The sequence below is a fragment of the Methylocella silvestris BL2 genome (assembly GCF_000021745.1).
GTDB classification, from domain to species: domain Bacteria; phylum Pseudomonadota; class Alphaproteobacteria; order Rhizobiales; family Beijerinckiaceae; genus Methylocapsa; species Methylocapsa silvestris.
The window spans coordinates 702,083-726,207 of the sequence record NC_011666.1 but is presented as its reverse complement, the minus strand read 5'-3'; the positions used below and the strand labels follow the sequence as shown (position 1 = coordinate 726,207).

The window sequence follows — 24,125 nt, the reverse complement described above, 5'->3', positions numbered from 1 at the left end:
TGTAAGTCAATATTGACTGATCGGCAAAATGTTAGTCCATCTCTGCCTGGCTCAGGGAGATCGGCGATGAACGAGGTTCGCGTGACGGAACGGTTTCGCTACGAACCGCAAGGGGCGGAAGCGGATGCGCGCGCCCCTGCGCTGAGCCTGCCGCTCGTCAGCGTCGTCGTCGTCAATTACAATTACGGCCGATTTCTCGGGGCGGCGGTCGGCTCCGTGTTCGGCCAGACCTATCCGAACGTCGAATGCGTGATCGTCGACAACGCCTCGACGGACGAGACGCCCGAGGTGCTGCGCGCGATCGAAGCGCGATATCCCCAGGCCAAAATCATTCGCCGCGCCGCCAATGACGGCCAGACGCCAGCCGCGCTCGACGGGCTCAAGGCCTCGCGCGGGCCTTATGTCATTTTCCTCGACGCCGACGATCTGCTGCTGCCCCATTGCATCGAGACTCATGTCTATGTGCATCTGTCGCTGCGGGTCCATGTCGGCTTTTCCTCCGGCGATCTGCTGCAGGCGGCCGGAAACGAGGTGGTGCTGGGCGCCGAGGAGGCGTTCAACCGGGTGATCACCGCAAGGCGCGGCGTAAAGACCAATTATGCGCGGCCCTATCGACAGCCGGCTGGCGGCCCGTTCGCAACGGCGTGGCCGGGCGAGAATTTCGACCGCTCGATCCTCAAGCGGCTGCGCTTCGTCGCGCCGATGACCAATGAATGGGTCTGGTCGCCGACCTCGGGCAATTGCTTCCGCCGCGACGCGCTCGACCTTTTTTGCGACAACGCCGAGATCGCGACGCTGCGCACCGGCACGGACCTTTATTTCTGCCTCGGCGTCAATGCGATCAGCGGCAGCGTTCTGATCGACGACGCGCTGGCGGTCTACCGGCTGCATGGCGGCAATATATTCTCCAAGCGGCCGCAGCTGCACAATGTGCTGTCCTATCAGCCGGGCTGCTCGGGCGACAGCAATGCGTGGGCGAAGGCGATTTTGGTCGATCATCTGATCGAGCGCGCCGCCTTCTTTCTCGAACGCGGCTGGACGGCTTTCGATTATGCGCGGCTGCTACGCCGGATCGATTGTTCCGACCCCGACGCCGGGCCTGCCACCCCGCGCTGGTCGGCGCGCTCGCGCGTCGCGACGCAACTCGTCGCGCGCTACCCGGACGTCGCCGGGGCGCTCGGCATGCCCGTCACCAAGGGCCTGATGTTCGTCAGCGGCGTTCCCTGGGCGGCGATTATTCGCCCGCCGGCGCAGCGTCCCCGCAAATAACGCCGGTCAGGCCGGGGCAAGATCTTTACCGGATTCTCAAACATAGGCGCTATCGCTACAGTGCAGCGAATCGGCGGCGATCGGTTTGATCGGGCCCGTTTCGGAGAGACTCATGCAGGCGCGCCGACGCAAGCCCCAGAATGCGCGGACTTATGCACGGACGCAATTTGCGTCACGGGGGCGTCGTCTTGCGCGCCTTGTTGCGGGCGCTGCGGGCTTCCTTTTGGCTTCGTTTGGCGTCCTTTTGCCAGCCGCGGCCGAAGGCGCCTTTGACAGCGGCGCCTTTCAACGCGCCGTCCCTGCCGCCGCTGAAAGCGCGCTCGTCATTGGACTGATCCTTTTCGCTGGGGCCGCCGCCTTCGCTACGGTCGCCGCGCATCGGCGATGGGCAGGGCGCGAAGCGGATCTCACCGGCGAGGCCGCGCGTCTTCGCGCCCGGCTCGACCGCGCCGAGCTTTTGCTGGCCGCGTCCGCGGGGATCATCGTCGTTTGGCGCGGCGCGGACGATCAGCCCGAGGTTGAGGGCGACCTTGCCCTGCTGGCGGAGGATCCGCAGCGGCGGCTTCCGCTCGCCTTCGGATCCTGGCTCGTCGCAGCGTCGGCGCAGGAGCTGGGCGTACGCGTCGCCGATCTGCGCGCGCGCGGCGCAGCGTTCCGCGCTGCCGTCGCAACGCTCGACGGGCGCCATCTCGACGTCGAAGGCCGTCCCCTCGACGGCGTCGCCGTCATGCGGATCAGGGATGTGTCCGCCGAACGGATGGAGGCCATCCGGCTTCAAGAGCTCGAAGCGCGCGCAAAGGGGGAGCTGAAGGCCTTGTGGGCGATGCTCGACGCTTCGCCCAATCCGGCGTGGCTGCGCGACGGGGAGGGTAGGCTGACGCTGGTCAATTCCGCCTATGCGCGGGCGGTCGAAGCGGCGGACCCCGACGAGGCCGTGGCGCGCAACGTCGAGCTGCTCGAAAAGCCCGCCCGTGAGGCGAGCCGGGAGGCGCGCGCGACAGGCGCGGTCTGGCGCGGCCGGGCGCCAGCCGTCGTTGTCGGCGAGCGACGCCTGTTTGACGTCATCGACGCGCCTTCGGGCGAGGCCGTCGCCGCCGGCTCGGCCGCTCCGGCCTCGGTCGGCATGGCGAGCGACGTGACGGAGCTTCAAGGCGCCCGCGACGCGCTCGAACGCGAAAAGCAGGCCCATGCGCGCACGCTCGATCAGCTTTCGACAGCGGTCGTTATTTTCGACCATTCAAAGCGGCTCGTGTTCCACAACGCCGCTTACCGCCAGCTCTGGGGTCTCGATCAGGCCTGGCTTGACGAAAAGCCGACCGACTCGGAAATTCTCGATCGTCTGCGCGCCGCGCGGCTCATTCCGGAACAGACCGATTTCCGCGTTTGGAAGGAAGGTCTGCTCGCCGCTTATCAATCGATCGAGACGGAGGAGCAGGCCTGGTATCTGCCGGATGAGCGGACTCTGCGCATCGTCATCAACCCCAATCCACAGGGCGGCGTCACCTATCTCTATGACGACGTGACCGAGCGCTTCCGCCTCGAATCGCAATTCAACGCCGCGATCCGCGTTCAGAGCGAAACGCTCGACACGCTGAAGGAAGGGGTCGCGGTCTTCGGCAGCGACGGCCGGCTCAAACTGTTCAATCCGGCCTTCGCGGAATTATGGAGCCTCGATCCCGATCAACTCGGCGATCAGCCGCATATCGATCGCGTCGCCGAGCTCTGCGCGCCCTTATTCATGCAAGAGGGCGACTGGAACGAGCTGAGGGCGGTGGTGGCCGGCCTGCAGGATCAGCGGCTGGGCTACGAAAACCGGCTCGCGCGCCGCGACGGCGCGGTGCTTGATTGCGCCGCCGCGCCGCTGCCGGACGGAGCGACGCTGATCACCTTCATCGACGCGACGGCGGGGGTCAATGTCGAGCGGGCGCTGACCGAACGCAATCAGGCCCTGATCGAGGCCGAGCGGCTGCGCAATGATTTCGTCCACCACGTGTCCTACGAATTGCGCTCGCCGCTGACCAACATCATCGGCTTCATCCAGCTTCTCGGCGATCCTTCTGTCGGCCCGCTCAACCCGCGCCAGCTCGAATATGCCGGCTATGTGACGAAATCCTCCTCGGCCCTGCTCGCCATCATCAACGACATTCTGGATCTCGCCTCGATCGACGCCGACGCGATGGAATTATCGCTCGAGGAGATCGACGTCGCGGAGACAATGCGCGCCGCGGCCGAGGGGCTCGAGGACCGCGTCGCCGAGGCGGGGCTGACGCTGAGCGTCATCCCGATGCAGGATCTCGGCTTCTTCATCGCCGACGGCAAGCGCATCCGGCAAATTCTGATGAATCTTCTCTCCAACGCGATCGGTTTTTCCGCGCCCGGCAGCGCGATCGGCCTTGCCGCGCTGCGCCGGGGCGAGGAGATCGTCTTCAAGGTCAGCGATCAGGGGCGGGGCATCCCGCGCGAGGTCGTCGATCATATTTTCGATCGCTTCAAGACGCACACCTCCGGCTCGCGGCATCGCGGCGTCGGCCTCGGCCTCTCGATCGCGCGCTCCTTCGTCGAATTGCACGGCGGCCGCATCCTGATCGACTCCGCGCTCGGGGAGGGCACCACAGTGACTTGCATCTTCCCCGCGAAAAGCCCGAAGGTGGGGAAAGTCGAATCACAGGGGCGGGAGCGGAATGGCGGTTGAGGCGCAGCTCGCGGCGACGGCGACAGTCTGGCCGCGGCGCCTTGCCGACGAGGACGCGACGTCGCGCCTTGCGGCGGAAATCGCCGAACTCATCCGTCCGGGCGATCTCGTGACCCTTTCGGGCGAGCTGGGCGCCGGCAAGACCACCTTCGCCCGCGCCCTGATCCGCCTCCTGACAGGCGATCCCGATCTTGAAGTTCCGAGCCCGACGTTTCTCCTCATGCAGATTTATGAGGGCGCGTCGGCGCCGATCGTCCACGCCGATTTCTACCGCCTCGAAAAGCCCAGCGATCTCATCGAACTTGGCTGGGACGAGGCTGCCGACGGCGCCTTCGTCATCGTCGAATGGCCAGACCGCGGCGGCGCCTATCTCGGCGAAGACAGGCTCGACATCAGCTTCGCGCTCGACGCCGACAGCGCGACCGGCGCGCGCGACGCGACTGTGACGGGCCATGGCGCCTTCGCCGGCCGGCTCGCTCGCGCCCGCGCGATCGAGGGCGTGCTCGCCCCGACGCGATGGCGCGACGCGCAACGGCAGTTCATGCAAGGCGACGCCTCGTCGCGCCTGTTCGAACGGCTCGTGCGCGACGACGGATCGAGCGCTGTCCTGATGATTTCGCCGCCGCGCCCGGACGGGCCGCCAATCCGCTTCGGCAAGCCCTATAGCGCGATCGCCCGGCTCGCCGAGGATGTGCGGCCGTTCATCGCCGTCGGCGAGGGCCTTCGCGCCGAGGGGATTTCCGCCCCCGAGATTTATGCGTTCGACCTCGCGACCGGCGTGATCCTGGTTGAGGATCTCGGCGACGAGCCGATCCTGATTGGCGGCGAACCCGATTTTGAGCGCCACGCCGTCGCGACGGAGGTCCTCGCCAGACTGCACGGCTCCGATTTACCCGATACGCTGCCGGTTCCGGGGGCCGCGCCCTATACCATTCCGCCCTATGACCTCGACGCGCTGCTGATCGAGGTCGAATTGTTGCTCGATTGGTATGCGCCCTACCGAGCGCGGCTGCAGCTTTCCTCGGGCGCCAAGGCGACCTTCGTCAATCTATGGCGCAAGGCCTTGACCGAGAGTCTCACCACGGAGACGAGCTGGACGTTGCGCGACTATCATTCGCCCAATCTCATCTGGCTCGCCGCCCGCGAGGGGCTGAAGCGCGTCGGGCTCGTCGATTTTCAGGATTGCGTCAGGGGTCATCCGGCCTATGACCTCGTCTCGCTGCTGCAGGACGCGAGGGTCACCGTGCCGGACGCTCTCGAGCTGAAGCTGCTTGGCCATTATGCGCGGGCGCGCCAGGAGGCGATCGCGCAAAAAGCGGCGGGGGGCGCTTTTGCGATGGGCGATTTCGTCAGGGCCTACGCCTTGCTGGGCGCCCAGCGGGCGACAAAAATCCTTGGCATCTTCGCCCGGCTCGACGCGCGCGACCGAAAGCCGCATTACCTCGCGCATCTGCCTCGGGTTGAGCAATATCTTCTGAAAAACCTCCGCCATGAGGCTCTGGCCGAGCTCAAGATCTGGTATGAAACGCATCTGCCGCAGATTTTTGAATCTGCGGCCTAAGGCAAGCGCAGCGAGACGTCGATATGCCAGTCAAAGCGCCCTCGACGGCGATGGTTTTCGCCGCCGGCCTCGGCAAACGCATGCTGCCTGTGACGCTGACCGTCCCGAAGCCGATGATCAAGATCGGCGGCAAGCCGATGATCGATCATATGCTCGACCGTTTCGCCCGCGCGGGAACGCGGCGCGCGGTCGTCAATGTGCATCACCTCGCCGACCAGATCGAAAGCCATCTTGCGAGCCGCGCCGATCTCGAAATCATCATCTCGGATGAGCGCGACGAACTGCTCGACCAAGGCGGCGGGATCGCCAAGGCCCTGCCATGGCTCGGCTCCGAGCCATTCTTCATGTGCAACACGGACGCGCTCTGGCTTGAGGGGCCGAAGCAAAACCTGCTTCGCCTCGCCGGCGCGTGGGACCCGGCCAAAATGGATATCCTCCTTCTTGTCGCGGCGACGACGGCGAGCGTCGGCGTCGATTGGCCGGGGGATTTTTTCATGGACGCCGAAGGAAGGCTGACGCGCCGCGCCGAGACCAAGGTGGCGCCCTTCGTCTATGCCGGCGTCGGCATCGTCAAGCCGGAGTTGTTCGCTGGCGAAACGAGCAAAATCTTTCCTCTGGCGCCTTTTTTCTGGGAGGCCGCGCAACGCGGCCGTCTGTTTGGTCAGCGGCTGGACGGCCTCTGGCTGCATGTCGGCGCGCCTGAAATGATCGAAGAGGCGGAGCTGACCATCGCGCGGAGCGTGATCTGAAAAATCCGCGCGCTGATAATTGGCGCTTTGTTCATGAGTTGTTCTTGATTCGCTGCGCCGTCTCCGCTACCCTTCTGAAACTGAGGGATGAGTTCACGTCATGGTCGTCAGGGTCGCGACGGTAGCGTTCGAGGGGGTTGATGCCCGGCCGGTCGACGTGCAGGTGCAAATCGCCAATGGCAATGTCGTTTTCACTGTGGTCGGCCTTGGCGATAAAGCGGTCGCTGAATCACGCGAGCGAGTGCGCGCGGCGCTGAATTCCTCGGGCCTGGCCTTGCCGGCCAAGCGCATCACCGTCAACCTCGCGCCGGCCGACCTTCCAAAGGAAGGCAGCCATTACGATCTGCCAATCGCGCTCGGCATCATGGCGGCGATCGGGGCGATCGCGCCCGACGCCCTGCAAAATTACACCGTGCTCGGCGAACTTGCGCTCGATGGCGCAATCACGGCCGTGGCCGGCGTGTTGCCGGCAGCCATCGCCGCCAATGCGCGCGGGCACGGCCTGATCTGCCCGCATGACTGCGGACCCGAGGCGGCGTGGGCCGGGCAGGATCTCGACGTGCTGGCGCCAATCTCGCTGATCCAGCTGGTCAATCATTTCAAGGGAACGCAGGTCATGGCCCGGCCACGGCCGGGCGTGCGCGCAGTCAGTAGCGCGCTGCCGGATCTGCGCGACGTCAAAGGGCAGGAGAGCGCCAAGCGCGCGCTCGAAATCGCCGCCGCCGGCGGCCATAATCTCCTGTTCAACGGGCCGCCGGGGGCCGGCAAATCGATGCTGGCGGCGCGGCTTCCCTCGATCCTGCCGCCTCTGACGCCCGCCGAACTGCTCGAAGTCTCGCTCATTCACTCGATCGCCGGCGATCTTGCCGGCGGGGCGCTGACGGACCAGCGCCCGTTCCGCGCGCCGCATCATTCCGCCTCGATGGCGGCGCTCGTTGGCGGCGGCGCGCGAGCGCGGCCCGGCGAGATTTCGCTGGCGCATCACGGCGTTCTCTTTCTCGACGAACTGCCGGAATTTCAGGCTCAGGCGCTGGACAGTCTGCGCCAGCCGCTGGAGACGGGCGAGGTCGCCATCGCCCGCGCGGCGCATCGCACGGTCTATCCGGCGCGTTTCCAGCTTGTCGCGGCGATGAACCCCTGCCGTTGCGGTCACGCCATGGATCTCGGCTTTTCCTGTCACCGCCAGCCCAATGAGCGCTGCATGGCGCAATATCAGACGCGGATCTCGGGACCTCTGCTCGACCGCATCGATCTTCATGTCGAGGCGCCGGCCGTCGCCGCCGCCGATCTGATGTTGCCGCCGCCGTCCGAAGGATCGGCCGAGGTCGCCGCGCGCGTCGGCGCCGCGCGCGACATCCAGCGCGCTCGCTATGCGGCGATGGGCCTCAAGAATGTCGGATCGAATGCGGCGGCGCCTGCCGCCGTCATCGAACAGGCGGCGCAGCCGGACGCCAGCGGCCTCAAGCTCGTGCAGGAGGCGTCGGAGCGGCTGCGGCTCTCGGCGCGCGGCTTCCATCGCGTGCTGAAACTCGCCCGCACCATCGCCGATCTCGATGGCGCGACGACCGTCGGCGCCATTCATCTCGCCGAAGCCTTGTCCTATCGTGTCGACGCGACGCGCCTGTTGCGCGCTGCGTGAACGAAAAGATAGATGAAATCCAAAATCGTCGTGATCTCAGCGCGATTTGGTCATCAAAATTCAATCAGGGAGGTGTGTGGTCCCGCGGGGTTGTTCGGACCCCCCGTTTCAGGGAGTTTGTGAGATCGTGCCTGCATGCGCCGCCATCGAAGAAAAGAGGACGATGAACGAAACCATCTCCGCCGAGGCGGCCGCCGCCGCGAGCGGTCTGCGCGCGTGGCTTTCCAATTCAGCTCTCCCGCTGTGGGCGACCGCTGGATTTGACCGATCGCTTGGCATGTTTCACGAGCGCCTCGATTGGAGCGGCCGCCCGCGCCTTGATGTCGCCCGCCGCGCCATGGTGCAGGCAAGGCAGATTTACGTTTTTTCGCACGCGGCCCGGCTCGGCTGGTTTGACGAAGGCGCGCCTCTCGCCGAAAGCGCCATGGAATCGCTTGTCGGCCGGTTTTGCGATGCGGGCGGTCCGCGCGGCGGATTTGCTTTTTCGATCGGTCCCGAGGGGCATGTCGCCTCGGGCGTCAGGGACGCCTATGCGCATGCTTTCGTTCTCTTCGCCCTCGCCTCGCTATACCGCCTGAACGGCGACGCGCGCCTGATCGACTATGCCGACGAAACCATCGCTTTTATCGACGAAGCCCTGACGGACCAGAATTTTGGCGGGCTCTACGACGCATCGCCGATCGCGGACCGATCGAAGCGCCAGAACCCTCACATGCATCTGCTCGAGGCCTATCTTGCTCTGGAAACGGCGGCGCCCGGGCGCGGCTATCTCGATCGCGCGCGCAAAATCGTCGATCTGTTCAAGACGCGCCTCTTCATCGCCGAGCCGGGCGTTCTGCTCGAATATTTCAGTGAAGACTGGAGTCTCCCTGACGAGCCGGCCAAGCGCGGAATTTTCGAGCCAGGCCATCATTACGAATGGGTCTGGCTGCTGGCCGAATTCGAGGCGCTCGCCGGCGATGATCTTGGCGCTGAGATCGCCCGGCTTTACCGGGTCGCGCGGCAGGCCGGCCATGCGGCGAACGGGCTGATTTTCGACGAGCTCGACGTCGATATGAATGTGATAAAGTCGGCGCATCGCGTTTGGCCGCATACCGAAGCGGTGAAGGCCGCGGTCGCCATGCGCGCCAAGGGCGACGCGGGGGCGGAAGCCTTTGCCGCGGCGATGATTGGCGCTTTACGCGGGACGTTCCTCGACCGGCCTTTCGCCGGAGGCTGGATCGATCATATCGGCGCGGACGGCGTCCCGCTCATCGCCGATGCGCCGGCAAGTTCGCTCTATCACGTATTTCTGGCGGCGACCGAGGCCTCGGTCGCTTTTGAGCCGAAGATCGGCGCCTGACGCCGCCTCGCGCGGCACGCCGGGTGCATAGGGAAAACACTGCAAGGGCGCGATCGCACAAAGCAACGCCTTGTTTCAAAACAAGAGTTTGGAGAACGGAGAGCGTGGGGCGCGTGCGCTTCGTTCTGGCGGAAGATCTGGAGGCAATTCATGAATTTGCGGGAGCGTGATGATCAAGGCAAAATGGACGGCGCCGTCCCTTCTGTTCCGCTCGCTCATCGTTCACCCTCGGACAAGGAGCCGCAGACTCCTCCCTCAGGATCGGAGCCCAGAATGATTCCCATCATCGACCGTTTCGCGAAATGCCGCGTCGCGGTGATCGGCGATTTGATCCTCGACTGTTATCTTCAGGGCGACGTCAGCCGGATCTCGCCCGAGGCGCCGGTTCCAATCGTGCGCTCCCTGTCCGAACGATCCGTGGCAGGCGGCGCCGCGAATGTCGTCGCCAATCTGGCGACCCTTGGCGCGACAGTCGACGTCGTCGGGCTGACGGGCCTCGATAGCGCGCGGGACGATTTGATTTCGTGCCTTCAGACCCATGGCCGGGTCGATCTGACCGGCCTCATCGGCGTCGCGGACCGTCCGACCACCCGCAAATTGCGCATTCTGGGCGCGCATCAGCAGATCGTGCGCGTCGATCAGGAAGACACCTCGCCCTATGACGATCTTGTCGAACAGCGGCTGATCGCCGCCGCCGCCGCCGCCGCCGATCGCGCCGACATCGTCATCCTGTCGGATTACGGCAAGGGCGCTTTGTCCTTGCGGGTGCTGCGCGAGATCATCGATCGCTGCAACGCCACGCAAAAGAAAGTTCTGGTCGATCCAAAGCGCCTCGACCTCACCGCCTATCGCGGAGCGACCATCATCACGCCGAACCGCAAGGAGCTCGGCGCCGCGACGCGGCTTCCCTGCGACACGGATTCGCAGGCGCTTGCCGCAGCGATCCAGGCGCAGGAGTTAACCGAATCCAACATCCTGCTGACGCGGTCGGAAAAAGGCATGTCCTTCTTTCCGCTGTCAGGACCGCCGATCCACCTCGCGACGGTGGCGCAGGACGTGTTCGACGTGTCCGGCGCCGGCGATACGGTGATCGCGGTGCTCGGAGCCTCGCTGGCCTCTGGGCTTTCCATGCTGGAATCGATGAAACTCGCCAACCATGGCGCCGGCATTGTCGTCGCCAAGGTCGGCACCGCCTGCGTCACGCCGGAGGAGCTTGCCGCCTCGCTTGGCTCCGAGCTCGCCTCGGCCTCCGTCAATGACGGGCGCCACATCACGGCGGAGGACGCCGTCGCGCAGCGCTGGGCCTGGGCCAAGGAGAAGCTCACGGTCGGCGTCGCCAACGGCTGTTTCGATCTGCTGCATCCGGGTCATATTTCGCTCATCAAACAGGCCGCCGCGAGCTGCGACAGGCTGATCATGGCCCTGAATTCCGACGCCTCCGTGCGCCGCCTCAAGGGGCCGACCCGGCCGATCCAGGACGAGGAATCGCGCGCCGCCGTAATAGGCGCCCTGAAGGGCGTCTCCGCGGTCGTGCTGTTCGACGAAGACACGCCGTTCAATCTGATCAAGGCGCTGCAGCCGGATATTCTGGTGAAAGGCGCCGATTACAGCGAGGATCAGGTCGTCGGCGGCGACATCGTCAAGGCGCGCGGCGGGCGGATCGTGCTGGCGCAGCTCTCGCCCGGCCAATCGACCACCCAGCTCGTCAAGAAGGCCGAGCTGACGCATTAACGCGGCGCTCACGCGCCGGGCTTCTGAAGAACGGCGAGGGCCGCCTGCGCCACGCGTTCGGGCGGCTGCGCGGCGTCGACGCGGACCCAATTGATTTCGCCAAGGGAAACGTCTTCCTGCGCCAGAGCCACCTGTGGGCCGGCGTCGGAGGCGTCGCCATGGCGCGCCGAGACGCGCTGCAGCCTTGCCTGAAGCGGCGCGTCGAGCCAGAGGCCGAGGAATGCTCCGCCTGCGCCCGTCGCGACCTCGGCGTCCGCCCGCTCGCTCTCCTTGAAAAACGCGGCGTCGATGACGACGCTCTGTCCGGTTTTGAGGGTCAGCGCCGCGAGCGCGTAAAGGCGGCTGTAAACCGGGACAGAGGCTTCCGGCTGGTAGGCTTCCTGAGGCAGACGCTCCAGCTCCGATACGCGGAACATGCGCTTGCGCGCGACGTCGCTGCGCAGATGAACAGCGCCGGGCGGCCGGCCGATCGAGGCGGCGAGCCGACGCGCGAGCTGCGTCTTGCCCGTGCCTGACCTGCCGCCGATCGCCACAAGACGAGGCGCCTCGAAGGCAAGAAAATCACCGGCCGCCGCAAACAGAAGGCGGGCCGACGCGATCGTCTCTGGCGACGGCGACGGTTCGAGCGTCGCCACCCGGGCGCGGATCGCCGCCCGCAGGCTGAGGAATACGGGCAGGGCCTTTAGGCCGGAAAGCTGCGCCTCAAGGGAATCGCTCGCCGAGAGATAGCGGTTCATGGTCAGATTGGCTTCGCTGAAATGGCCGCGAGTCCAAAAATCCATAAGGAGGAAGGCGAGGTCGTAAAGACGATCGCAAATCGCCAGTTTCTCGTCGAACTCAAGCGCGTCGAACAAGACGGGCGCGTCGCCGATCATGACGATATTGCGCAGATGCAGATCGCCGTGGCAGCGGCGGACGTCGCCCGCCTCTTCCCGGCGCAGCAGCAGCGGCTCGACGTCGTCGAAGGCGCCGAGCATGGCGCCTTGGAGGCGCGCGGCGGCTTCAGCCGGAAAAACATCGCCGGCGTCCGCAAGTCCGCGCCCCGTTTCGATGATCTGGGCGCGCAAGGTCGCGGTCGCGTTCCTGTCACGAAAAACGGGCGCCTTGCAATGCGCAGCGGCGACCATCTCGCCGAACTGCGCGGCAATCTTGGGCTCGAGCGGTCCCTGCGCCGCGAGGCGATCCAGCGTTCGATTTTCATCGAACCGGCGCAGATGCACAGCCCATTCGATAATCTCACTGCCTTTTCCTAATCTTAGATGATTACTCTCACGTGAAATCGGAATGACGCCGAGGTAGAGATCCGGCGCGTTTCGCCGGTTCGCCTCAATCTCTGCCTCGCAGGCAAGCCTGCGTTTCTCAAGGGTCGAGAAATCCATGAAGGGAAACCGCACCGCCCGCTTCACCTTGTAGACGTCGTCGCCAGCAAGAAAGACCGACGCGCCATGCGTGTCGATACGGATGACGGGTTCGCGCAAGCCATGGGTCGCTGGATCGCCGAGAAAGGCGAAAACCTCGGCCTGATCCGCGCTCTCCGCCGCCATTTCCGTCTCCATTCCATGCCCCTCGCGGAGCCCTGCGTCAGACGCGCCGCCGGTTTTGCTTGCCCGCAAAGGCCCGCCTTGCTACTGCCAACACCAATCGGGCATCGCCCGCGGCCTCTCCTGCTTATTGAGCCCCAAGCTGATGGCCATACCGCGACGGTCCTTGACGGAATTGGACCAAAACGCCGCCGGCGCGCATTTTCTCATCGTCGAAGCCCGCTACTATGATTCGATCGGCGCGATGCTTCTCGCCGGGGCGAAGGCGGCCCTGGAGCGCGCGCGCGCATCGCACGAACTTGTCAGCGTGCCGGGCGCCCTCGAAATCCCGATCGCTATCGAGATCGCGACCGATCAGGCCAAGCGTGCGGGCGCGCCTTTTGCGGGAGCCGTCGCGCTCGGCTGCGTCATCAGGGGCGAGACCTATCATTTCGAAATCGTCGCGGCCGAGAGCGCGCGAGCTTTGATGCAATTGGCCGTGGCGCACAAGCTTCCGCTCGGCAACGGCATTCTCACCGTCGACACCGAGGCTCAGGCGGAGGAACGCGCCGACCCGGATCGCGGCGACAAGGGCGGCGACGCCGCGCGCGCGGCGGTCGCGCTTCACTGTCTGGCGCGCCGCGCGGGAGCCCTCTCATGAGCAACGCCGATGGCCGCTCCGCCGCGCGTCTGGCCGCCGTCCAGGCCCTCTATCAGATGGACGTCACCGACAAGGGCCTCAAGGAGACCTGCGCCGAGTTCGAATCCTTCTGGCTCGGCGGCGAAGTCGAGGGTCAGCTTTATAAGCCGGCCGAACTCGCCTTCTTCAAGGATATTCTTTCGGGCGTCCTCGCAGATCAGGGGCCGATCGACCGCGCGATCGACCAGACGTTGGTCGAGGGCTGGCCGCTGGTGCGGATCGACTCGGTGCTGCGCGCGATTTTGCGCGCCGGCGCCTATGAATTGAAAAAGCGGACCGACGTCCCGGCGCGGGTGGCGATCAAGGAATATGTCGACGTCGCCGGCGCTTTCTTCGAGCGCGAGGAATCCGGCATGGTCAACGCCGTTCTCGACCATCTCGCGCGCCGCTTTCGCGCCGAGGAATTCGAGCGGCCGCGCTGAAGCAATTTCAGCAAAAGTTGCAGAGTCTTGCGAAAAGAAGCTGCGCTAAACAATAAGCTCGCGCCGAGGGGGAACGACCGCTGAGCCTCTCTGAGGACGAATTGATCGCCGCTTTTTTCGCCCCGATCGCGGGAGAGGCGGGTCTTGGACTTCGCGACGACGCGGCGCTGCTAAACGCGCCGCAGGGCCGCGGGCTGATCCTCACCAAGGATCTCCTCGTCGCCGGGGTGCATTTTTTTGAAAATGATCTCCCGGGCGCGATTGCGCGCAAGGCGTTGCGCGTCAATCTCTCCGATCTCGCGGCCAAGGGCGCGGCGCCGCTGGGATTTCTGCTCGGCCTCGCGCTTCCGCCGGATTGGACGCCGGATTGGCTGAAGGCCTTTGCCGCCGACCTTGCCGCGGATGCACAAGACTTCGGCTGTCCCTTGCTCGGCGGCGACACCGTCAAGACGCCGGGACCGCTGACGCTTTCGATCACGGCGTTTGGCGCGGCCCCGGCGCAAGGCATGGTTCGCCGCGACGCCGCCCTCACGGGCGATGCGCTGTACGTCTCGGGAACGGTCGGCGACGCCGCGCTTGGCCTTCGGCTGAGGCTCAACAGGGAGGAAGATCGGGGCTGGATCGGCGCTCTTGGCGCGGAAAACGCAGCTTTTCTGGCCGATCGCTATTTGCTGCCGCGGCCCCGTCTCGCCCTCATCGATGCGCTTGGCGACCATGCGCGCGCGGCGATGGACGTTTCGGACGGCCTCGCCGGCGACCTGACGAAAATGCTCGCCCTCGCCGGGCTCACGGCGGATGTCGCGCTGGCGGATCTGCCGCTCTCGCAGGCCGCGCGGGCGGCGCTCGAGGCGCAGCCAGCCTTGATCGAGACGATCTGCTGCGGCGGCGACGATTATGAGATCCTTTGCGCCGCCGCCCCTGAAAAAGCGCTGGCGCTGGAGGCGGGCGCCAAAGCCGCGGGAATCAAACTGACCCGCATCGGGCAGGCGCGGCGAGGCGCGGTTACGCCCATCTTCCGCAACGCAAAAGGCGAGGTGCTGCGATTTGAGCGCGCCTCATTCAGCCATTTTTAGATAAGTCTTTGAATTAAAATAAGTTTATGGTCATTCTGAAAACTTGAGCTTCGATTGATTTGGTCGATTGCGCCCCCTGACTCCTTTCTGTAAATGTCAGCCATCGGGCGGAGCGTCGACTCCAAACCAAGCCCCAACAAAATTTGCAGGGTGGTAACAGATGGCCATTTGGCTTGTCATTTTCGCTGGGCTTCTGTCCGTCGCTTACGGCTATGTGACGTCCTCCAAACTCATGGCTGCGAGCGCTGGCTCCGCGCGAATGCAGGAAATCGCCGGCGCGATTGCCGAGGGCGCGCAGGCCTATCTGAAGCGTCAATATCTGACCATCGCCCTCGTCGGCGCGGTAATTTTCATCGCCTTCTGGTTTTTTCTCGGCGGCGCGATCGCCTTTGGCTTTCTGATTGGCGCAGTACTATCGGGCGCGGCCGGCTTCGTCGGCATGAATGTGTCGGTGCGCGCCAATGTCCGCACCGCAGAGGCGGCTTCGCGCTCCCTCGCTGACGGCTTGGACATTTCCTTCAAGGCGGGCGCGGTGACCGGAATGCTCGTCGCCGGCCTCGCTCTGCTCGGCGTCTCCGGTTATTTTTATGTCCTGACGGGTCCTCTCGGCCACGCCGCCAACAGCCGCGAAACCATCGACGCGCTTGTCGCGCTGGGCTTCGGCGCCTCGCTGATTTCGATCTTCGCCCGTCTTGGCGGCGGCATCTTCACCAAGGGCGCCGACGTCGGAGCCGACCTTGTCGGCAAGGTTGAGGCCGGCATTCCGGAAGACGATCCGCGCAATCCCGCCACGATCGCCGACAATGTCGGCGACAATGTCGGCGATTGCGCCGGCATGGCGGCGGATTTGTTCGAAACCTACGCCGTAACGGTCGTCGCGACGATGGTGCTCGCCGCGATCTTTTTCGTCGGCCAGCCGGTTCTCTACAGCGCGATGATCTATCCGCTGGCGATCTGCGCGACCTGCATCGTCACCTCGATCGCCGGAACTTATTTCGTCAAGCTGGACGCCAGCCAGTCGATCATGGGCGCGCTTTACAAGGGCCTCATTGCCGCCGGCCTGTTCTCCATCATCGGCCTCGCGCTGGCGACCTCGCTCACCGTCGGCTGGGGCACCATCGGGGCGGTCAAGGGCGTTCCGGTTTCCGGGTTCCATCTGTTCCTGTGTGGCCTCATCGGCTTGATCGTCACCGGCTGCATCGTCGTCATCACGGAATATTATACCGGCACCGGCAAACGGCCGGTCGTCTCGATCGCCCAGGCCTCCGTCACGGGCCACGGCACCAATGTGATTCAGGGCCTCGCCGTCTCGCTCGAATCGACCGCGCTTCCGGCGCTCGTCATCATCGGCGGCATCATCGCGACGAGCCAGCTCGCCGGGCTGTTCGGCACCGCGATTGCGGTTACGACCATGCTTGGCCTCGCCGGAATGATCGTCGCTCTCGACGCCTTCGGCCCGGTCACGGACAATGCCGGCGGCATCGCCGAGATGGCCGGGCTGCCAAAGGAGGTGAGGCAGGTGACCGACGCGCTCGACGCCGTCGGCAACACCACCAAGGCGGTGACCAAGGGCTACGCCATCGGCTCAGCCGGGCTCGGCGCTCTGGTGCTGTTCAACGCCTACAGCCATGATCTTGAATATTTCGCCGCAAACCCCGACCAGTTCCCCTATTTCAAGGGCATGGGAGCGGTCTCCTTCGATATCTCCAACCCTTATGTCGTCGCCGGCCTCATCTTCGGCGGTCTGATTCCCTATCTTTTCAGCGGCATCGCCATGACCGCGGTCGGCCGTGCGGCCGGCTCTGTCGTCGAGGAAGTGCGCCGCCAGTTCAAGGAAAAGCCCGGCATCATGCTGGGAACCGAGCGGCCGGATTACGGCCGCGCCGTCGACATGCTGACCAAGGCGGCGATCCGGGAAATGATTATCCCTTCGCTCCTGCCGGTGCTGGCGCCGATCGTCGTCTATTTCGGCGTGCTGCTCATTTCGGGATCGCGCGCCTCCGCCTTCGCGGCGCTCGGCGCCTCGCTGCTCGGCGTCATCGTCAATGGCCTGTTCGTGGCGATCTCGATGACCTCTGGCGGCGGCGCCTGGGACAACGCCAAGAAAAGCTTTGAGGACGGGTTTACCGACAAGGATGGCGTCAAGCATTTCAAGGGCGGAGAGGCGCACAAGGCCTCCGTCACAGGCGACACCGTCGGCGACCCTTACAAGGACACGGCCGGCCCGGCAGTGAACCCGGCGATCAAGATCACCAACATCGTCGCTCTGCTGTTGCTCGCGGTGCTGGCGCACTAAATTGCAGATACACAAAAGGTCAGGCGATGCCACGCCTGACCTTTTTGCATAAAAACTGAAGAGCGGTTGGAGAGCAGGGGCGCTGAAGAAGCGCGCCCGCCGCCGCAGCGGGCGAAGCAGGCGCCGCTTCGCCGCGAGACTATTGGAAGCGCATCAAATTCAGGAACATGCCCTTGAGGAAGGTCGATTCCGCGCCAGCCGTTGGCGTCGTGCGCGAGACGAAGTCGAACACCTTGCCGTCCTGGATGCCGTAATTGGCGATCCGCTCGACTTTCTTGTTTTTGTCGAAATAGACAGCGAACACGCGCTGGTCGATGAGCTTCGGCTGCAGGAAGGCGATGCTGCGGTCGGTCACCTGCGTCACATAATACCAGACGCCGCCGCCGACGGTCGAGGTCGTGGTCGGCGTTCCAAGCAGGGTCAGCACCTGTTCGGCGGAGGCGCCGACGCGAACTTGCTCCAGGGTGCGCGGGTCGGATTGATAGCCATGCACCACCGTGCCGTCATAACCAAGGCACCCGCCAAGCCCCAGCGGCAGGGCCGCCGCAAGGGCGAGCTTCAGTCCGAAGAAACCGGAGCGCGCGCCAGGCGCCGACTTCAGGCGGCTTTTAGTCGCGATGGCGAGCCACATTCCCTAAAATCTCCGGAGCAATTGCGATGTGACGGGTAACGAATTCGAAGCCGCCGGCTTGCTTTGGCCGCGAGGCTGGGCGATGCCTAGCCGTCAGCTTTGGTAAAAGCAAGGCGCCGCCTCGCCAAAGCTCGGCAGACGTCCGCTGGGCGGGGACAATCTGGCGTTTCGAAGGTTAAGCCCGCGTGAATTTCAGGCGCCGGCGGAGCGGATATTTTTAAGAATGCTATCCTGGTTTTCCCGAAGAGCCGCCAATCGCAAGCTTATCGCGCGTCTCCTTGGCGAGATCATTGCCGCTGCGCGCGAGCCCGCGCTATTTGTCGACTATGGCGTTCCGGACAGTTTCGAGGGCCGCTTCGAAGCCATGACGCTGCATGCGACGCTGGTGCTACGCCAGCTCAACGCAATGGCGCCGCCCGCGCCCGATCTGGCGCAGGACCTCGTCAACGCCATATTCGCCCATCTCGACGGGACCTTGCGCGAAATGGGCGTCGGCGATCCGACGGTGCCGAAGAAAATGAAGGTTCTCGCCGAGGCTTTCCTTGGCCGGGGCCTTGCTTATGATAGCGCGGCCCGCGCCGGCGGCCCCGCGCTGGAAGAGGCGCTGCGCCGGAATATCTATGCCGGCCGGGGCGATGCGGCGCGCCTCGCCCGTTATGTCGCGGCGGCGGGCGCGGCGCTGGCTCGCGCGCCTTTCGAAACATTCGTCAACGGGCCGCTGCCGTTTCCGGACCCCGCCGGCGTGGCTTGACAGGGCGATCAGGGAGACGATTGCGATGAAATCCAACGATTGGCGTCAGACCGGTAAAACGCGGTGCGCGCCGGCGGAGAAGGAGGGGGCGCCAAGCGTCGCCTCGCTCATGCCGCGCATCGTCAAAATTTCCGAAGTGCCTGATACGGGACTGAAAATCGCCGCCATCGCCGATCCGGCCGAACGCGCCGCCATCGCCGCGGCGGACGGTCTTGTCGCGATCGAAAGCCTCACGGCCGATCTCGAAATCACCAAGGAGGGCGCGCGGATCGAGGTCGGCGGCCGGTTGAAGGCTCGCGTCGTCGCGACCTGCGTCGTGACGCTCGATCCGTTCGAAACCGAGGTCGAGGGGGATATTGAGGCCGATTTCGTCGTCGCGAGGGAGCCGGCCCCGCGGGGGCCGAGAGCCGCGCGCGGAGCGCGGCGCGAGCCCGAGCCGCCGCCGGTGATCCTGGAGGGCCCCGAGCCGATCCTCAACGGCCAGATCGATCTCGGCGCGCTCGTCGAGGAGTTTTTGGTGCTGAACCTCGATCCCCATCCGCGCAAGCCCGGCGCTTCGTTCGACGCGGATGCGGTTCTGGGCGCCGCCGAGGACGCCGCCTCGCCCTTCGCCGTCCTGAAAAAGCGGACCGACGAATGATCGGGGCAGGCGATGACCGCGATTTCGAACGGGCTGCGAAGCCGAAAGATTTCCAGCGCCGCGTGTTTCGGCGCCACTATGATCTCCGCCCTTTATCCTATATTTGATCGCCTGAGAGCGTCGAAACGCCTGACGCGCCGCGTGTTTTTCGAACCTCGGGCGCGCTTTCGCGCAAGACGGGGCAAAGCGTAAACGCGGCGGTTCAGAATTTGAGAGGCAGGTTCAGCCGGCGGCCCATCTTGCAAGAGACCGCGCCGGTCGAAGCGGCCCGTTGTACTCCTGTCATGCGCTCTGCCGATCCTTGCGCCTCACTCGCCGGCGGATGCGCCAACTATCCTTGTTGCGAACTTTGACGATGTCCTGAACGCCATGATGAAGACGGTTCGCATAGCTCTCGACGCCATGGGCGGCGATTTTGGACCGGAAGTCATGCTTCCGGGAGCGGCTCTGGCGCTTGAGCGCGGGTTGAACATCGCCTTTTTATTGTTCGGCGACGAAAAGCTGATCAAGCCTTATCTGGCGGCCCACCCTGCGCTCGCCGCGGTCGCCACTCTGCATCACACCAATGTCGCGGTGCGGATGGACGACAAGCCGAGTCAGGCCTTGCGCTCGGGGCGCCGCAACTCGTCGATGTGGCTCTCGATTGACGCCGTCAAGAAAAACGCCGCCGATATTGCGGTGTCGGCGGGCAACACCGGCGCGCTGATGGCGATGGCGAAGACGTGCCTGCATACCATGCCCGGCGTAGACCGGCCCGCCATCGCGGCGATCTGGCCGACGATCCGCGGCCGGACCATCGTGCTCGATGTCGGAGCCTCGATCGGCGCCGACGCGCGCCATCTCGTCAATCTCGCCATCATGGGCGCGGCCATGGCCCGCGCCGTCCTCGACGTAGAGCGTCCCACCGTCGGCCTGCTCAATATCGGATCCGAGGAGATGAAGGGCGTCGACGACGTCAAGGCCGCCTCGAAACTATTGCGCGAGATGGCTTTGCCCCAACTCGATTATGTCGGCTTCGTCGAAGGCGGCGATATCGGCAGGGGCACGGTCGACGTCGTCGTGACCGAAGGGTTCAGCGGCAATATCGCCTTGAAGACCGCGGAAGGGACCGCGAGCCAGATGGGGCAATATCTGCGCGAGGCGCTGAGCCGCGATCTGATGTCGAAGATCGGCTATTTCTTCGCCCGCAAGGGGCTCGCGACTCTGAAGGCCAAGATGGACCCGCGCAACGTCAATGGCGGAACGTTTCTCGGCCTCGACGGCGTCGTCATCAAGAGCCACGGCCATTCGGATGTGTTCGGGACCTCGGTCGCCATCGAGATCGCCTACCGGATCGCCCGTCATGAATTGCTGGGCCAGATCCGAGGCGCGCTCGCCCATTCGCATGAACTGGCGTCCCGCGCGCCGAACAGTCAAACCGCCGGCGGCGAGCGGGCCGCCGCCGTGCCGCAATCAGCCCAGCTTCGTATGGATTCTTGAGCTTTGACAGTTTCAACCGAAGGCAAACTCAGCTCCGTCGTCGTCGGCCTTGGCTCTTATCTCCCGAAGCGGATCGTCAGCAACGCCGATCTTGAGAAAGTGCTCGAGACGAGCGACGAATGGATCGTGCAGCGCACCGGGATCAGGCAGCGCCATATCGCCTCCGAAGACGAGCCGACCTCAAAGCTGGGCGTCAACGCCGCGACGGCCGCGCTTAACGACGCCGGGCTGACGGAAGCGGACATTGATCTGATCATCGTCGCGACCTCGACGCCGGATTTTACCTTTCCGTCCGTCGCGACGCAGGTCCAAGCGGCGCTGGGCATGACCCATGGCGCGGCTTTCGATCTGCAGGCGGTTTGTTCCGGCTTCGTCTTCGCCGTGGCGACCGCCGACAAATTCCTGCGCTCGGGCTCGCACAAGCGCGCGCTAGTGATTGGCGCCGAGACATTTTCGCGGCTGCTCGACTGGACCGACCGCACCACCTGCGTGCTGTTCGGCGACGGCGCCGGCGCGCTTATCCTCGAGGCGCAGCCGGACTCAGCCGCTATGGGGCGCGGCGTGCTGACCTCTCATCTGCGCTCGGATGGCCGCCACCGGGAAGCGCTCTATGTGAATGGCGGTCCGTCCTCGACCAAGACGACGGGCGTGTTGCGTATGGCCGGGCGGGAAGTTTTCCGCCATGCTGTCGGAATGGTGTCGGACGTCGTCACCGAGGCTTTCGCGGCGACGGGAACGACGGCGGCGGATCTCGACTGGTTCGTGCCGCATCAGGCCAATCGCCGGATCATCGACGCTTCAGCTGAAAAGCTTAAAATAGCGCCACATAAGGTCGTCACGACCGTCGATCTGCACGCCAATACGTCTGCGGCGTCGATCCCGCTGGCTCTTTGCGTGGCGCGCGACGACGGACGCATCAAACGGGGCGATCTCGTCATGATCGAGGCGATGGGGGGCGGATTTACCTGGGCGTCCGCTTTAATCCGCTGGTAGCGGGAACCGCTTGATTTAGGCTGGGTTTTGCCTCAGAGTTGTTGAAGTTGGCGGGGGCCATGCGGCGCGGGAGCAGCGCTGCTCTTTTCAATTTTATTGATTGCGCAACGCGTCGACGCGGAGCGGCGCGAAAGCTGGACTTCCAGCTTGCCTGGGTTACACTTGGAGCGCTCTTTTCGCGCTCGTGGCGGCTCGCATCTTGGTTTAGGTTCGCTCGCTTGCGGGGGTCGCGCGCGAGGAATGGCTTACGACCGTCGGGCGGAGCCGGACGGTCCTTCGTGGCTGGGCAGAATGAGATTGCAGGATGACCAAGGTGACAGCCATATCGGCTGCGGACGAACTCGGGGAAACTTCGGCGCGGCGCATGGTTGACGGGTTGGATGAGTCCGGCTCGCAAGGTCGCACCGTGACGCGGGTCGACCTTGCGGAATCCGTCTATCGATGCGTCGGCCTGTCGCGCAAGGAATCGGCCGCGTTGGTTCAGATGGTGCTGAACGAATTGTCGGACGCGCTGGCCGAAGGCGAGACGGTCAAACTCTCGTCGTTCGGCTCCTTTGTGGTTCGCTCCAAGTCCGAGCGCATCGGGCGCAATCCAAAAACTGGCATCGAAGTGCCAATCACACAGCGCCGGGTTCTCGTCTTCAAACCCTCCAGCGTTCTCAAGGCGCGGGTCAATGGCGAGGCGGCGGAGGACGAGGATTGATGTTTGAGCATGGTCCGATAACGCCGAACCTTTCGGCGGGCTTTGCTCCGAATTATTGATCTGACGCGACGGTCTGCTCGTCGGACGAGTCCATGCGGGCCAGGGGCGCGTCAGCAACGGCGGCGCTTTGCATTCGGGCGGCTTCCTTGAAACTCCGCCGCCTGCGCCCTTGCCGAAGGCTCGAGATGGATAAGAGCGCCGACGCATTCCGAACGATCAGCGAAGTCGCGGAGGAACTCGACCTGCCGCAGCATGTGCTGCGATTCTGGGAGACTCGGTTTCCGCAGATCAGGCCGTTGAAACGGGCCGGCGGCCGGCGCTTTTATCGCCCCAATGATATCGAAATCCTGCGCGCGATCCGCCGGCTTCTCTACAGCGAGGGCTATACGATCAAGGGCGTGCAGCGCATCCTGAAAGAGCAGGGCGCGCGCTCGGTTATCGCCGCCTCGGAAACAGCCGCGAGCGGAGGCGGGCCGCAAGAGCAGGCCGCCGCCAATTGGAGCGGAGATCTGTTTCAAGGGACGCAGACAAGCTCGCAAGACGACGCCGAGCAGTCCAGCGAGGCCGAGCGAAGCGGCGCCAATCCGCATCTTTACCCCCCCGCCGCCGCGCCTTTGCGTTCGCAGACGATCGACAGGCTGCGGGCGATCATGCGCGACCTCGAAGAATGCGAGCGCATGCTCGACGCCGCCCGCCGCACGTAGAACGTTGACGCATACATCTCATCTCATTCGGTCCGGGCGATAACCCAATCCCCGATCGAGGCGATCGCCTCATCGGCTTCGGGAAACACGCCGGACCAGATCGGATAGACGTGCTGCATGCCGGCGGCGACAGAGGCGAACGCGTCGACGCCAGCGTGGGCGGCTTTGCGGATCAGCGCGATCGTATCGTCGAGCAAGACCTCGTCGCCGCCGACGAGAGCGAAAATGGGCGGCAACCCCGTAAGATCGGCAAAAAGCGGCGAGGCGAGGGGCGCGCGGGCGTCGGCGCCGGCAAGGATCCAGCCGGCCATCTCGCCCAGCGCCGCGCGGCTGCAGGTGATGTCGGTCGACGCCCGGCTGTCAAAACTCTCGCCGCTGAGGGAGAGATCCGTCCATGGCGACATGAGAACGAGGCCGGCGCAGGGCGGCAGGCCTTTGTCGCGCGCCGCCAGCATGGTCGCCAGCGCGAGGCCGCCGCCGGCCGAATCGCCGGCGATGACCGTTCGCGCCGGCTCCGCGCCTTGCGCCAGGAGCCATTGATAGGCGAAAACGCCGTCCTCGAGCGCCGCGGGGAACGGATGTTCGGGCGCAAGCCGATAGGCGGGAGCCAGCGCCCGCGCGGCGCAGGCGAGGGCCAGATGGCCGAGCGTCTTGCGCCGCGATTTCGGCGAACCGCACACATAGCCGCCGCCGTGGAAATAGAGAATCGCCGCGCCCGGCCGGGCCTCCGGCGGCTCGGCCCAAAGGCCGTGAACGTCCGGCGCCGGCGCGAAGGCGACGCCGCGCGGCTCGCTGGTCATGCCTTCCGACCGTTCCGCCGCCCGGCGGCGCATGTCGAGCGGGAGGGAGAATAGTCTTGGGCTGTTATGGATGAAGGTCCAGAACTGGCGGGCCGGCGCGCTGATCATGCGCGCGTCCGGCGCTGCGCGGGTTCATTGAGGATGCCGCCTCCTACGCCGGCCCCCTTTTTAGGCAGGCTGGCGGGCGCGCGCGCTGTGTGCGGAAGTCGGGGTCTGGCGCTTAAATAGGCAAGGTGACGCATGATCCTCCGCGGGCGCCTCTCAGGCGTTTCACGCTTGCGCAAGGTTACGGTTCAGTAATGCAGATTGCAAAGGCGGAGAATTTACGCCATGTTAACGATCAAGCTCGGCGATGCCGCCGAAGTTGCAAGAGGATCGTAAACTGATACCCACGATTTTTGGCGGAACGGCGCCTCAGCCGCTTCACCCG

The 24,125-nt window shown here is 64.9% G+C and carries 20 protein-coding genes; 17 read left to right on the top strand and 3 right to left on the bottom strand.

Annotation, left to right across the window (positions count from 1 at the left end; all coding sequences use genetic code 11):
- Window positions 1–66 precede the first annotated feature (66 nt).
- The 7 genes from MSIL_RS03405 (at window position 67) to rfaE1 (ending at window position 10,983) form a co-directional block, all read left to right on the top strand.
- Window positions 67–1,269, top strand: a complete 1,203-nt coding sequence (locus MSIL_RS03405; RefSeq protein WP_012589710.1) for a glycosyltransferase family 2 protein — start codon at window positions 67–69, stop codon at window positions 1,267–1,269.
- A 112-nt stretch (window positions 1,270–1,381) separates the two neighbouring features.
- Entirely contained in the window at window positions 1,382–3,961 is a 2,580-nt protein-coding gene (locus MSIL_RS03400; RefSeq protein ID WP_012589709.1) for a PAS domain-containing sensor histidine kinase, read from the top strand.
- Window positions 3,951–5,522, top strand: a complete 1,572-nt coding sequence (locus tag MSIL_RS03395; RefSeq protein WP_012589708.1) for a bifunctional tRNA (adenosine(37)-N6)-threonylcarbamoyltransferase complex ATPase subunit type 1 TsaE/phosphotransferase — start codon at window positions 3,951–3,953, stop codon at window positions 5,520–5,522. Before MSIL_RS03400 ends, MSIL_RS03395 begins: the two co-directional genes overlap by 11 nt.
- Before the next feature lie 23 nt (window positions 5,523–5,545).
- Window positions 5,546–6,271 (top strand): nucleotidyltransferase family protein, encoded by a 726-nt coding sequence (locus tag MSIL_RS03390; protein WP_012589707.1) that lies wholly within the window; start codon window positions 5,546–5,548, stop codon window positions 6,269–6,271.
- Between the two features lie 100 nt (window positions 6,272–6,371).
- A complete protein-coding gene (locus MSIL_RS03385) occupies window positions 6,372–7,910 on the top strand; it encodes a YifB family Mg chelatase-like AAA ATPase (RefSeq protein WP_012589706.1) in 1,539 nt (512 codons plus the stop codon).
- 46 nt (window positions 7,911–7,956) lie between these two features.
- Window positions 7,957–9,252 carry an AGE family epimerase/isomerase gene (locus MSIL_RS03380; RefSeq protein ID WP_148213005.1) on the top strand — a complete coding sequence of 432 codons (1,296 nt, stop codon included), beginning with the start codon at window positions 7,957–7,959 and terminating at the stop codon, window positions 9,250–9,252.
- A 273-nt stretch (window positions 9,253–9,525) separates the two neighbouring features.
- Window positions 9,526–10,983, top strand: coding sequence for a D-glycero-beta-D-manno-heptose-7-phosphate kinase (gene rfaE1 / locus MSIL_RS03375; protein ID WP_012589704.1), 1,458 nt, complete (start codon window positions 9,526–9,528; stop codon window positions 10,981–10,983).
- Between the two features lie 8 nt (window positions 10,984–10,991).
- Here the strand turns inward: rfaE1 and MSIL_RS03370 are convergent, their stop codons facing one another.
- Window positions 10,992–12,527, bottom strand: coding sequence for a bifunctional aminoglycoside phosphotransferase/ATP-binding protein (locus MSIL_RS03370; protein ID WP_041368404.1), 1,536 nt, complete (start codon window positions 12,525–12,527; stop codon window positions 10,992–10,994).
- A gap of 142 nt (window positions 12,528–12,669) precedes the next feature.
- Between MSIL_RS03370 and ribH the strand changes: the two genes are divergently transcribed.
- From ribH to MSIL_RS03350, 4 genes are all read left to right on the top strand, one after another.
- A complete protein-coding gene (gene ribH, locus MSIL_RS03365) occupies window positions 12,670–13,164 on the top strand; it encodes a 6,7-dimethyl-8-ribityllumazine synthase (protein WP_012589702.1) in 495 nt (164 codons plus the stop codon).
- The gene (gene nusB, locus MSIL_RS03360; protein ID WP_012589701.1) at window positions 13,161–13,625 is read left to right on the top strand and encodes a transcription antitermination factor NusB; all 465 of its coding nucleotides are present in this window, start codon (window positions 13,161–13,163) and stop codon (window positions 13,623–13,625) included. The genes ribH and nusB overlap by 4 nt, the downstream gene beginning before the upstream one ends.
- A gap of 101 nt (window positions 13,626–13,726) precedes the next feature.
- Complete coding sequence (thiL, locus tag MSIL_RS03355) at window positions 13,727–14,698, top strand: thiamine-phosphate kinase (RefSeq protein ID WP_012589700.1); 972 nt, start codon at window positions 13,727–13,729, stop codon at window positions 14,696–14,698.
- A gap of 160 nt (window positions 14,699–14,858) precedes the next feature.
- Window positions 14,859–16,994 carry a sodium-translocating pyrophosphatase gene (locus tag MSIL_RS03350; RefSeq protein ID WP_012589699.1) on the top strand — a complete coding sequence of 712 codons (2,136 nt, stop codon included), beginning with the start codon at window positions 14,859–14,861 and terminating at the stop codon, window positions 16,992–16,994.
- Between the two features lie 139 nt (window positions 16,995–17,133).
- Here MSIL_RS03350 and MSIL_RS03345 read toward each other — a convergent pair whose 3' ends face one another.
- Window positions 17,134–17,625 carry an outer membrane protein assembly factor BamE gene (locus tag MSIL_RS03345; RefSeq protein ID WP_012589698.1) on the bottom strand — a complete coding sequence of 164 codons (492 nt, stop codon included), beginning with the start codon at window positions 17,623–17,625 and terminating at the stop codon, window positions 17,134–17,136.
- A gap of 223 nt (window positions 17,626–17,848) precedes the next feature.
- Here MSIL_RS03345 and MSIL_RS03340 point away from each other — a divergent pair, with 223 nt between their 5' ends.
- The 6 genes from MSIL_RS03340 to MSIL_RS03315 all read left to right on the top strand — a co-directional run bounded on the left by MSIL_RS03340 (window position 17,849) and on the right by MSIL_RS03315 (window position 22,895).
- Entirely contained in the window at window positions 17,849–18,376 is a 528-nt protein-coding gene (locus tag MSIL_RS03340; RefSeq protein WP_012589697.1) for a ubiquinol-cytochrome C chaperone family protein, read from the top strand.
- A gap of 25 nt (window positions 18,377–18,401) precedes the next feature.
- Window positions 18,402–19,016, top strand: a complete 615-nt coding sequence (locus tag MSIL_RS03335; RefSeq protein ID WP_012589696.1) for a YceD family protein — start codon at window positions 18,402–18,404, stop codon at window positions 19,014–19,016.
- Window positions 19,017–19,385: 369 nt separating this feature from the next.
- Window positions 19,386–20,495: a phosphate acyltransferase PlsX gene (plsX, locus tag MSIL_RS03330; RefSeq protein ID WP_012589695.1), complete on the top strand. Its 1,110-nt coding sequence runs from the start codon at window positions 19,386–19,388 to the stop codon at window positions 20,493–20,495.
- Window positions 20,496–20,498: 3 nt separating this feature from the next.
- Entirely contained in the window at window positions 20,499–21,488 is a 990-nt protein-coding gene (locus tag MSIL_RS03325) for a beta-ketoacyl-ACP synthase III (protein WP_012589694.1), read from the top strand.
- Window positions 21,489–21,852: 364 nt separating this feature from the next.
- Entirely contained in the window at window positions 21,853–22,191 is a 339-nt protein-coding gene (locus tag MSIL_RS03320) for an integration host factor subunit alpha (RefSeq protein WP_012589693.1), read from the top strand.
- Window positions 22,192–22,376: 185 nt separating this feature from the next.
- Window positions 22,377–22,895 (top strand): MerR family transcriptional regulator, encoded by a 519-nt coding sequence (locus MSIL_RS03315; RefSeq protein WP_012589692.1) that lies wholly within the window; start codon window positions 22,377–22,379, stop codon window positions 22,893–22,895.
- A gap of 23 nt (window positions 22,896–22,918) precedes the next feature.
- Here the strand turns inward: MSIL_RS03315 and MSIL_RS03310 are convergent, their stop codons facing one another.
- A complete protein-coding gene (locus MSIL_RS03310) occupies window positions 22,919–23,803 on the bottom strand; it encodes an alpha/beta hydrolase (RefSeq protein ID WP_012589691.1) in 885 nt (294 codons plus the stop codon).
- Window positions 23,804–24,125 lie beyond the last annotated feature (322 nt).